The organism is Micromonospora sp. DT15 (assembly GCF_049841475.1).
Lineage (GTDB): Bacteria > Actinomycetota > Actinomycetes > Mycobacteriales > Micromonosporaceae > Micromonospora.
Genome location: NZ_JBNCKJ010000005.1, coordinates 435411 through 446358 on the forward strand (window position 1 = coordinate 435411; position 10948 = coordinate 446358).

Below are 10948 nucleotides of genomic sequence, written 5' to 3' on the forward strand. Positions count from 1 at the left end.
AGCGGGGGGCTGGCGTGAGCGGGGAAGCGGCGCCGCCGTTGGCGCGGTCCACGCTGGATCGGGCCGCGCACCGGCGCGGTGACCCGCAGTGGTTGACCGAGGCGTGGTTGCGCGCCCGGGTGCTGCTGCTCGACTCGACCGACGAGGGTCGGACGCTGGCCCGCACCAAGACGTCGCCTCCGACGTTGGTGCTGCTCGGGGCGGCTGACGTGCCCGCCGGGTCGGAGTCGGTGGCGATGTTCCTGGGAGTGGAGCCGGACGGGGTGCCGGTCTTCGCTGTCGACGCGCCTCTTCCGGCGATCCCGGGAACCCGGGCGGTCCACCTCCGGGAGGTGGGTCACCTGCTCGCCGACCGGGAGGCGGGCATCTTCACCACCGCTCTGGCGCTGGTCAACTGGCACACCCGGCACGGTTACTCGACGAGTACCGGCGCGCCGACCGCGATGGACGAGGCGGGTTGGTCCCGGGTGGACCGCAACGGTGGGCGGATCTGGCCGCGTACCGATCCGGCGATGATCGTGCTCGTTCACGACGGCGTGGACGGCCCGGACGGCCACTGCCTACTCGGCAACAACGCCGGCTGGCAGGGCACCCCGGGTGGTCGCCGCTACTCCTGCCTGGCCGGCTACGTCGAGCCAGGGGAGTCGGCGGAGGCGGCTGTGCTGCGCGAGGTCCGCGAGGAGGTGGGCATCGGCGTCGAGCGCATCGGGTACGTGGGCAGCCAGGCCTGGCCGTTCCCCGGTTCGCTGATGCTGGGCTTCCTGGCCACCGCCGACCCGGCCGAGCCGGTGCGGGTCGATCCGTCCGAGATCGCGTACGCCCAGTGGTTCTCCCGGCGGGAGATCGGGGCGGCGTTGGCCGGGCAGACGGTGGACGTGGGCGACGGGGCCCGGCTGATCCTGCCGCCTCCGTCGTCGATCGCGCTGTTTCTCATTCACCGCTGGCTGGACGGCTGGACGGACGCCGACAGCTGAGCACGGTCCCGACCCGTGGCCGCCGTTGCCGCGGCGGTCACGGGCCGGGAACACGGGCCGTCGTGGTCAGCGGGTGCGATCAAACGCGGCGGGGGAGCCGGTCCGACCACGACGGACGACCTGTGGAATCAGGTGCCGGCGCGGCCCGGTCTGTGTCGGAAGGCGGGCCGCGACTCGATCAGCGGGAGGACCTTGACCCGTTGCTTGCCGGCGCGGACCGCGCCGACGGTGGCCAGGGCGCGGGCCAGTTGCAGCGCGGCGTCCCGGTTCTCGGCGTGCACGGTCTGCCGGCGCGGCTCGGGCGTTGTCGTCTCGTCGCGAAGTCGGTGGCCGTCCGCCCAGGCGGCGGCGATGTCCCCGTCAGCGACGGCGCGGATGTCGGTGCGAACGATCAGGAACCGCATGTGGGTCTCCGGATGAACCGCGACGGATGAGCCAGTGTGGAAGTTCCACGTACTCGAGGCCATGTTACGCCCCGTGTTCGTCGCAGCAACTGAAACGCGCCTATCGGTTTCGAGCCTCGTCCGATCGGCGGATGCCTGCTCAGCAGGGTCGCGGGTCGCGGAGCGACCGAGCCTGCGGTACGACGACGGGGCCGCCGGCAGTGCGCCGACGGCCCCGTGCCAGTCACCGGATCAGTTCAGATCGAACTGGCCCTTCTTCGCCCCGGTGATGAAGCCCAGCCATCCCGCGCGGTTGAACAGCAGCACCGGGCCGCCCCGGTCCTTGCTGTCGCGCAGGGCGACCGCCGACGGGCCGGCGGCCAGCGGGGCGACCTCCACGCAGTTGGAGGTCTGACTGCGTGTGCTGGTACGCCACGGGGCGTCCGCCAACGAGTGGGCGGAGACGGACGGCGTGTTGCGGATTTCGTTCATGGTTCTGCTCCTGATGTGCAGCGATCCGATGGGACGAGTGGTGCCGCACGTCCCGACGGCAGGTCCCCCGTGGATCACCGGTCCGTCAGTCGCCCCGATTCCCGGCGGCGTTGGGTCGGCGCCGTTGCCGGACCGAACGCCACTGTGGATGGGGGCGTCGCCTCGGTCAGCCGTCCCGTCGCCTCGATCAGCCAGGAGAGGGTGTCCGAGGCGTTAAGTGCCGCCTTGCATAGCCACTCGAACACCACTTTATAGCGATTTAGCGTGATTGCCTCGGTCGACATGACGTCGGTGAAGCCACCTTCGATGGCCAATGTCTCCGGATCGAGGGGATCGGCGAACCGATAGACCGAGAAGGCGGTCGGCGGAAGGTACCAATCGCCGATCTGGGTGTCCCGGGGTAGCACGTGCAGAGCCACGTTCGGCAGCAGCGCCAACTCGCAGAGCTGGAGCAGCTGTTCGTGCAGCACCTCCGGCGGCCCGGCCCGGCGGCCGAGAGCCGCCTCCTCCAACACGGCCGTGTAGCGGGGAGCGTGCGGCTCGCGGGTCAGTAGCGACTGGCGGGCCAGCCGCGCCTGCACCTCGGTCTCCGGCTCGTCGCCGGGCTCCGGCTCGCCCGCGCCCGCGTTCACCTGCCGGGCCGACACGATCCGGAGCTGGGCGTAACCGGGGGTCTGCAACAGGCCCGGCACCAGCACCGGGTTGTACTCGGAGATCTCCGCGCAGCCCGCCTCCAACTCGGCCCAGCCGCGCTGCTGCTGCGTCATCACCGGGAAGTTCTTCAACCAGCCGCGCATGTCGCCGGCCTCGTTGGTGATGCCCAGCAGCTCGTCGTGCAGTGCCTGGTCGGCGCCGTAGAGGTCGAGCAGGTCGCCGACGTCCTGCGGGTCCGGTCGGCTGCGGCCGTTCTCAAGGCGGGACAGTTTGGACGCGGAGGCCCAACCGATACGCTCGATGACCTGATCGCCGGTGAGGCCCGCGGCCTCACGTAGGCGGCGCAGTTCGATGCCCAACCGGCGACGACGCAGGATCGGGCTGGGTGCGGCAGGAGGCACAGTGTCCTCTTTCCCGTCGACCGACGCAGACGCGACGGTAACTGTATGAAATTCGCCCCCCACGGTCAGTATGGACGGCGCGACCGGTGTCGGAGGTTCCGGCGAGGGCGTGTCTTGCGAAAATCGCACCACGGGAATGCCGGATGACGACGGACCCGCGGTCGCGGCCCGTCGACCTCGCCCACCCGGGCACGCCATTCCGCCGGAGGGACCCATGCGCACGATCCTGCGCCGACCCGACTTCCGCCTGCTCTTCGGCGGTCTGCTGGCGAGCATGACCGCCGAGTCGATCCTGCTGCTCGCACTCGCCATCTGGGTCAAGGAGCTGACTGGCTCGAACGGGTTGGCCGGTGCCACGATCTTCGCGGTCATCGCTCCGATGACGATGGCGCCGCTGGTCGGCTGGTTCGTCGACCGTTACCCGCGCCGACCGTTCTTCGTGGCCGCGAACGTGGTCACCGCAGCCCTGCTCGCCCCGTTGTTCACCGTCCGCGACGCGGGCGACGTCTGGGTCGTCTATCTGGTGGCGGCCCTGTACGGACTCTCGTCCATCACGCTCGGCGCGGCCCTCAGTGGACTCATTCGCGAGATGGTGCCGATCGAGCTGCTGGCCGAGGCGAACGGCGTTCTGCAGACCGTACGTCAGGGGATTCGACTTGTCGGCCCGCTGGTGGGCGCGGCGCTCTACGCGGCGCTCGGCGGATGGGCGCTGGCCGGGATCGGCATGGTCGGATTTCTGATCGCGGCGGCGGTGGTCACCGCGCTGCCCACCCCGCAGCAGCGGCCACCGGCCGTCCGGCTGCGGTGGCCGGCCGAACTGGGCGCCGGTCTGCGGCACCTGGCCGGCGAGCCGGCCCTGCGGCGGGCCCTGCTCGGCTACGGGCTCGGGTCACTGGTGATGGGCTTCAGCGAGTCGCTCATCTTCGCCTACGTCGACCAGGGACTGAACCGGGATGCCGCGTTCGTGGGGGTGCTGTTCACAGTGCAGGGCATCGGTGGGTTGCTCGGTGGACTCTGCTCACCGACGCTGGTCCGCCGGCTCGGAGAGGTCGGCACACTGGCCGCCGGGGTCGCCTTCTTCTCTCCGGCCGCGCTCGCGCTCGCGTTCCCCGATCTGTGGCTCGGGTTCGCGGCGGTGCTGCTGGCCGGGGTCTCGCTTCCGCTGACGATGGTGGGTCTGCACACGCTGATCCAGCGCCGCACGCCGCCTTCGCTGGTCGGCCGGGTCGCCGCCGCCACCCAGGCGGTGGTCCGCGGGCCGCAGGCGGTCTCCATCGGGGCGGGGGCCCTGCTGGTCGGGTTCCTGGACTACCGGCTGCTGTTCGCGCTGGTCGGGGCGGCCACCCTGGCCGCCGGCAGCTACCTGTGGCGGGGCCGGCACCTGAGCGCCCCGGCCGGGGCCCGCCCGCCGACACCGCCCACCCGCCCGACGCTCCCGGCATCCCGCCGTCCGGCCGAGGACACCGACCGGTCCGGGCTACCGGCACCCCGCCGTCCCGCCGAGGACGCCGACCGGCCCGGGCTTCCGGCACCCACCGACAGTGGTCACCGTGACCCGTTCCCGAACACGACGAGCGGCCGCCCCGGGTGGGGCGGCCGCGCACCGAGAATGAACCGGCGGATCAGGCGTTGAGCGTCTCCAGGTGCTGCTTCACCTGGGTGATCGAGGGATTCGTCAGGGCGCTGCCGTCGGCGAAACGCAGCGTCGGCACCGTCTGGTTGCCGCCGTTGACGCTCATCACGAAGTCCGCGGCCTTCGGGTCCTGCTCGATGTCGACCACCTCGTAGCCGATGCCCTCCCGGTCGAGCTGCGACTTCAGCCGGTGGCAATAGCCGCACCAGGGGGTGGAATACATCGTCAGCATGGTCGGATCCTCCAACTCCTCCGGCCGCGACTTGGGGATCAAGCCGAGGCTGTTCGCTGCAACGCTGGGAGGAGCTGAGATGATTCCTGGTTGTGGTGGTTCACTCAGCGTCGGAACAGGTGCTCGCCGGGCTGGACCCGGAGCAACGCGCCGCCGTGACCGCACCTGCGGGCCCGGTCTGCATCCTGGCCGGGGCCGGCACCGGCAAGACCCGGGCGGTCACCTCCCGAATCGCCCACCGGGCTCTCTCCGGGGAGATCTCCCCCCGCCACGTGCTCGCTGTCACCTTCACCGCCCGGGCCGCCGCCGAGATGCGACACCGTCTCACTCTGCTCGGGGCGCAGGGTGTCCAGGCGCGGACGTTCCACGCGGCCGCGCTGCGCCAGGTGCGGTACTTCGCCCCCCGGCTGCTGTCCGGCCGCGCCATGCCCGAACTGCTGGACAGCAAGGTACGACTGGTCACCCTCGCCGCCGCGCGGGTCGGCCTGCGTACCGACCGGGCCGCCGCCCGCGACCTGGCCGGCGAGATCGAGTGGGCGAAGTCGTCGCTGGTCGAGCCGACCGAATACGTGGTGGCCGCTGCCCGGGCCCTGCGCGACACACCGCACGAGCCGACGAAGGTCGCCGACGTGTTCACCGCGTATGAGCAGCTCAAACGGTCGAACGGCGTGATCGACTTCGAGGACATGCTGCGGGCCGCGGTGTGGGGCATCGAGGAGCACCCGGACGTCGGCGAGCAGGTCCGCAGCCAGTACCGGCACTTCGTGGTCGACGAGTACCAGGACGTCAACCCACTCCAGCAGCGGTTGCTGGACGCCTGGTTGGCCGGCCGCAACGACCTGACCGTGGTCGGCGACGCCAGCCAGACGATCTACTCGTTCACCGGGGCGACCTCGGCGTACCTGGTCGACTTTCCCCGACGGCACCGCAACGCCACAGTGGTCCGGCTGGTCCGTGACTACCGCTCCACCCCGCAGGTGGTCGGGCTGGCCAACGCGGTGATCTCCCAAGCCCGGGGCACCGAGGCGCGCCTGCGGCTGGAGTTGAGCGGGCAACGCCCACCCGGCCCCGAGCCGGACCTGCGGATCTTCACCGACGAGCCGGCCGAGGCGAACGCGGTGGCCGCGCGCTGCCGGTCGCTGATCGACGCGGGCACACCGGCGAAGGAGATCGCCGTGCTGTTCCGCGTCAACGCGCAGTCCGAGGCGTACGAGAAGGCGCTGACCGAGGCCGAGGTGCCGTACGTCGTGCAGGGCGCTGAGCGGTTCTTCGAACGGACCGAGGTGCGCCAGGCGATGGTGGCGCTGCGGGCGTCCACCCGCTCGATCCCGGGGGAGACACCGCTGCCGGCCGCCGTCGTCGAGGCGCTCACCGCCGTCGGCTGGGCCCCGGACGCGCCCCCGGCCGGCGGCGCCGCCCGCGAGCGATGGGAGGCGCTGTCCGCGCTGGTCCAGCTCGCCGAGGAGTACGCGGCCACCCCCGAGGTCGTGCCGATCGGCGAGGCCGCCTCGGTGGAGCGCCCGGTCACCCTCACCGACTTCACCGAGGAGTTGGCGCGCCGGGCCGCCCAGCAGCACGTGCCGACGGTGGACGGCGTGACGCTGGCGTCCCTGCACTCGGCCAAGGGGTTGGAGTGGGACGCCGTCTTCCTGGTCGGCCTCGCCGAGGGCACCCTGCCCACCACCTACGCCAAAACCGTCGAACAGGTCGAGGAGGAGCGCCGGCTGCTCTACGTCGGGATCACCCGCGCCCGGGAATGGCTCTGGCTGTCGTACGCCGCGGCGCGTTCGCCGGGCGGACGGGCCCGGCGGCCGTCGCGGTTCCTGCCCCAACTGGACCGCACCGGCGGCACGGAACGGGCGACCGGCGGCACCGGTCCGGCCCGCGGTCCCGAGCGTCGGCGAACCCAGATCGTCTCCTGCCGGATCTGCGGCGCGACCCTGCTCGCCGGCCCGGACCGCAAGCTCGGCCGCTGCCCCACCTGCCCGTCCGACATAGACGATGAGCTGCACGAACGGCTGCGCGAGTGGCGGCAGCGGGTGGCCGGTGCGCAGAAGGTCCCGGCCTACGTGGTCTTCACCGACGCGACGCTTGTCGCCCTGGCCGAGCGGCGACCGGGCCGGTCGGAGGAGCTGATCGCCATCGCCGGTATCGGTCCTCGCAAGCTGGGCCTCTACGGGGAGTCGGTGCTGGCCCTCGTAGCCGGCGCCGGGGTGGACGATGTCTGCCCAGAGAAAACTTTCGAAATCTCGTCGTAAATTCGTTTGCCCTCGCCCCGGCGCGAGGAATAGCCTCAGGACACACCACGCGAGCGGCGCCATTCCGGCTGCTCACGAGGTCGGTCCAGGTCGATTCGAGGAACGTGAGGGAGGTGGCACCGTGAAGATCTTCACCTATGAGCGTCTGGCGGCGATGCCGTCTGTCTGCGCTCCGCTGTCGGCTGTCCGGGTGGCCCTTGCGGCTGCACGACCGTCGGTTCCACAGGTGCACCAGGTTCAGGCCGAGCTGACCCTGACCGTCGCGCCCGCTGGAGTCGAGGGGACCAGTGGCTTCACGGGCAATGGCATCCAGGTCGCCAAGAAGCGCATGGATGTCCGCGGCGTTCCACCTCGAGGTAAACCGGTCTGACCATCAGACTCCGGCTCACCTCGAGGCCGCGGAACCCGCTTACCGGGATCCGCGGCCTCAGTTTTTTGCCCGCCGTAAGTACGTCGGAATGCGATCCACGAGATCGAAGTGAGAGAGAGGTGACCGGGAGATGAGTCTGGCGTTGGCCCCCCTCGACATGAGCGTCGAGATGGAGGCGAACCTGCCCTGCCGGAAGTTCGACCCCGACCTGTGGTTCTCCGACTCGCCCACCGAGCTTGAGCTGGCCAAGTCACTCTGCGGGGACTGCCCGCTGCGTGTCGAATGCCTGGCTGGAGCCGTTGAGCGAGCGGAGCCGTGGGGCGTCTGGGGCGGCGAGATCTTTGAGCGTGGCGCGGTTGTCCCGCGTAAGCGGCCCCGTGGCCGTCCGCGCAAGGAGGACGTCGCCCGTGACGCCGAGCTTCGGGTCGAGGCCGAGGCGCGCCTGGCGGCCAGTGGGCTGTCTGAGGTGCGTGGCGCGGTCCGGCTGGCAGCCTGACATGTTCCCGACCCGTTCCAACTACGCCGGTGGCACACCGGCAGTGAGTGAGAAAACGATGTTGAACGTTCCGAGTGGAGCCTTTGAGATGCAACTACTCCACGAAGCGTTGTCCCGGGCTCGAATGCGTCGGCCTCAGGCCGGTCGTACCACCACGAGCACTGAGGCAACCCGATCCGCCCGTACCGTCGCCATGACCAGCCGCAACCAGGCGGCCCGCGACCTGGGCGTTCTCTAGTACCACCCGACGCAGAAGGGCGGGTGCCGACTGGCACCCGCCCTTCCCCATGTGATCAGCCGCCCGGGCCTCGACGTGATCAGCCGCCCCGGGCCTCGACGGTCAGGCGACCGGGGCGAAACCGGGCAGCCAGCGCTCCAGGATGCTTCGGTACGGCGCCTTCGCCTCCAACTGACAGAGCACCCCGATCGACCCGAGCGTCACCCGGTGGATCAGCAGGTACGACGGTGGCAGGTTGAGCTGCCTGCTCAGCTGGTACGTGGGGGAGCGAGGGCTGGCCAGTCGACCCGCCTCGGCCCGTAGCCAGGCCCGGGTGAACCGGAAGCCGTCCGCCGCTATTGGCTCCAGCATGGGGCGGATGAAGTCGAGCACACCCTCGGCGTCGATCTCCTCGGCCGAGCCGATGAACCCCTCCGACCGCAGCCCCGCCACGACCTCGTCGGCGTCGCCGCGCAGCGCCGTCGCGGCGATACGACCGATCGGCTCCGGGGTGCCCTCCGGCATCCGGGCCACCGCACCGAAGTCGATCACCCCGAGTCGACCGTCGGGCAGCAGCCGGAAGTTTCCCGGGTGCGGGTCGGCGTGCAGCAGCCCGGCCCGTTGCGGCGCGGAGAGGTGCAGGGTGGCCATCAACCGACCCGCCTCGTCCCGATCCTCCTCGGTGCCTTCGCGGATGATGTCGGCCAGCGGGGTGCCGGTCACCCATTCGGTGACCAGCACTCGGGGCGAGGCATTGATCACCTCGGGGATGTAGATCTCCGGGTCGTCGGCGTACGCGGCGGCGAAGGTGCGCTGCGACTCGGCCTCCAGCTCGTAGTCCAACTCCTCGGTGATCCGTTCGCGAAGCTCGGCCAGGAGCGGCTTGACGTCCAGGCCGGGCTGGATGGCCCGGAACATTCCGCCCAGTCGGGAGAGCTGCTTGAGGTCGGCGAGCAGGGCGTCGCCGGCCCCCGGATATTGGATCTTGACCGCCACGTCGCGGCTGTTCGGTTCGCCCGACTCGTCGACGCCCGGCTCGCGCCACCGCGCCCGGTGCACCTGACCGATGCTCGCGGCGGCGGCCGGGACGTCGTTGAACTCGACGAACAGGTCCCGCCAGTCGGGGCCGAGCTGCTCGGCCAGCACCTTGTGCACGCTGGCGGCCGGCAGTGGTGGCGCCGCCTCCTGCAGCTTCGTCAGCGCCTGCCGGTAGGGCGCGGCGATCTCCTCCGGCAAGGCGGCCTCGAAGACCGACAGCGCCTGGCCGAACTTCATCGCCCCGCCCTTGAGCTGGCCCAGCACGCTGAACAGCTGCTCGGCGGTGCGCTGCTGAATCTCCGCGGAGATCACGTCGGAGGCCAGCCCGGTGACGCGCTTGCCCATCCCGAGAACGGTCCGGCCGGCGAAGCCGAGCGGCAGGGCGGCGAGCTTGGCGGTGCGGGACACGGCGCGGCGCGGGATGTCGGTCACCCGGTCATTGTTACCGACCGGAGGGCCCCGCTGCTGCTCTGCGGCTGGGCTGGTGCGGACACTCGCCCTCGCGAGCACGCACACGCCGGGTGTGGCGGCCAGCCCCGACGACGGAAACGGCCGGCACCGGTGATCTCCATGGCGCTGCCCAGCGTCTCCGGGTGGCCGCCGTCCAGCTGGGTCAGCGCCTCGGCCAGGGCGTACCCGCAGGCGACGAGCAGCGTGCCGGTCGTTGCGGCGGCCACTGGGTCGGCGGCGGCGAGTTGCGCGGCGAGCCGGGGCCAGTCCGGGTCGCGGTCGGCCCGGTGCAGCTCGACGCAGTGCAGGCAGGGCCCGGCGGGTGGGCGGACCAACGGCCCGATCACCGGTACGCCCTCGCGCAGTGTGACCAGCAGGTGCGGCTGCCGACGCTGGGCGAGACCGGCGGCCAGCAGCGCCGGGGGCCGGTCCGTGCCGAGCTGGATCACCAGGTCGATCCGCCCGGCGCGGGTCGGACGGGTGACGGTGCCGGGTGCGACGCGGTTGACCGCGGCCCGCACCGCCGGTGCGAGCGGCCGACCCAGTTCGGCGGCGGGAATGCCCGTGCCGATCAGATCGACGGGGCGTACCGAGCCGGTGAGCTGGGGAATCACCTGCCCCACGCCGGACTGGGCCAGTGCCACGGTCAGCGGCCCGCCGAGCGCCCCGGCACCGGTGAGCAGGACGCGGGCCGCCCGCCGCCTACGCAGGACCTGCGCGGGGGTGCCGGGCAGTCGGGCGGCGGCCAGGGCCAGCGCGCCGGCCTCCGCCGCGAGCCGGGCGCGGACCGGGCCGGTCAGGTCGCGGGGGAGCAGGCTGTGCGCGGCCACCAACAGGCCGGCGGCCCGCAGGGTGTCGAGCAGGGTACGCGCGTCGTCGGCGCTGACCTGGGCGGAAGCCGCCTGGATCAGCACGGCCCGCTCGCTGCGGGTGCCGTCGAGCAGGTCGAGCAGGTGGGCGGCGCGGGGGTTGGCCAACTCCAGTAGGGCGGCCGGCCCGGGGCCGACGCCGAGTTGGAGGGTGTGTCGGTCCCGCCAGAGCCGGTTGAGGCCGGGCAGCAGGGTGGGGCGGGGCAGTACGGTGCGGCTCATGGTCACGAATCGTGACCGCATCTTCGCGTTCGGTCGATCGTTGTCCACAGGCGGCCAGGCCGCTATCCAGCGCTATCCACAGGATTTCACGAGTTTTCCACAGCCCTTCCCGCCTGTTGTCGGCCACCCGACAGGGCTACCGCAGCGGTGTCACCACTCCCGACCTGGCGACGGGGGTGGGGGGGGCCCCCGGCCCCCCCCCCCCCCGCAAACCCGGGGGGGAAACACAAGGCCAGACCCCGCAGACGGTTAAGAGTTT

The 10948-nt window shown here is 71.5% G+C and carries 10 protein-coding genes and 1 pseudogene; 5 read left to right on the forward strand and 6 right to left on the reverse strand.

Features of this window, described 5'->3' with window-relative positions:
- The first annotated feature begins 14 nt into the window (after positions 1-14).
- The gene (nudC, locus tag ACLQ3F_RS14525; protein ID WP_425849246.1) at positions 15-974 is read left to right on the forward strand and encodes an NAD(+) diphosphatase; all 960 of its coding nucleotides are present in this window, start codon (positions 15-17) and stop codon (positions 972-974) included.
- Between the two features lie 128 nt (positions 975-1102).
- Here nudC and ACLQ3F_RS14530 read toward each other — a convergent pair whose 3' ends face one another.
- From ACLQ3F_RS14530 to ACLQ3F_RS14540, 3 genes are all read right to left on the reverse strand, one after another.
- On the reverse strand, positions 1103-1378 hold the full coding sequence (locus ACLQ3F_RS14530) for a hypothetical protein (protein ID WP_357204786.1): 276 nt from the start codon (positions 1376-1378) through the stop codon (positions 1103-1105).
- 231 nt (positions 1379-1609) lie between these two features.
- Complete coding sequence (locus tag ACLQ3F_RS14535) at positions 1610-1849, reverse strand: DUF397 domain-containing protein (RefSeq protein WP_357204785.1); 240 nt, start codon at positions 1847-1849, stop codon at positions 1610-1612.
- 74 nt (positions 1850-1923) lie between these two features.
- Positions 1924-2904, reverse strand: coding sequence for a helix-turn-helix domain-containing protein (locus ACLQ3F_RS14540; RefSeq protein WP_357204783.1), 981 nt, complete (start codon positions 2902-2904; stop codon positions 1924-1926).
- Positions 2905-3118: 214 nt separating this feature from the next.
- Here ACLQ3F_RS14540 and ACLQ3F_RS14545 point away from each other — a divergent pair.
- A pseudogene (locus ACLQ3F_RS14545) lies at positions 3119-4387 on the forward strand (MFS transporter); the annotation flags it as partial.
- Positions 4388-4526: 139 nt separating this feature from the next.
- On the opposite strand, the gene ACLQ3F_RS14550 reads toward ACLQ3F_RS14545, so the two are convergent.
- The gene (locus ACLQ3F_RS14550; RefSeq protein WP_112681335.1) at positions 4527-4769 is read right to left on the reverse strand and encodes a mycoredoxin; all 243 of its coding nucleotides are present in this window, start codon (positions 4767-4769) and stop codon (positions 4527-4529) included.
- 92 nt (positions 4770-4861) lie between these two features.
- On the opposite strand from ACLQ3F_RS14550, the gene ACLQ3F_RS14555 reads away from it, so the two are divergent.
- From ACLQ3F_RS14555 to ACLQ3F_RS14565, 3 genes are all read left to right on the forward strand, one after another.
- Positions 4862-7027, forward strand: coding sequence for an ATP-dependent DNA helicase UvrD2 (locus ACLQ3F_RS14555; RefSeq protein ID WP_425849250.1), 2166 nt, complete (start codon positions 4862-4864; stop codon positions 7025-7027).
- A 154-nt stretch (positions 7028-7181) separates the two neighbouring features.
- Positions 7182-7397, forward strand: a complete 216-nt coding sequence (locus tag ACLQ3F_RS14560) for a hypothetical protein (RefSeq protein ID WP_393220773.1) — start codon at positions 7182-7184, stop codon at positions 7395-7397.
- 130 nt (positions 7398-7527) lie between these two features.
- Positions 7528-7893, forward strand: coding sequence for a WhiB family transcriptional regulator (locus ACLQ3F_RS14565; RefSeq protein WP_030490434.1), 366 nt, complete (start codon positions 7528-7530; stop codon positions 7891-7893).
- A 340-nt stretch (positions 7894-8233) separates the two neighbouring features.
- On the opposite strand, the gene ACLQ3F_RS14570 is transcribed toward ACLQ3F_RS14565, so the two are convergent.
- Positions 8234-9580, reverse strand: a complete 1347-nt coding sequence (locus tag ACLQ3F_RS14570; RefSeq protein ID WP_357204777.1) for an ABC1 kinase family protein — start codon at positions 9578-9580, stop codon at positions 8234-8236.
- Entirely contained in the window at positions 9577-10689 is a 1113-nt protein-coding gene (locus ACLQ3F_RS14575; RefSeq protein WP_425849252.1) for a TOMM precursor leader peptide-binding protein, read from the reverse strand. Before ACLQ3F_RS14575 ends, ACLQ3F_RS14570 begins: the two co-directional genes overlap by 4 nt.
- Positions 10690-10948 lie beyond the last annotated feature (259 nt).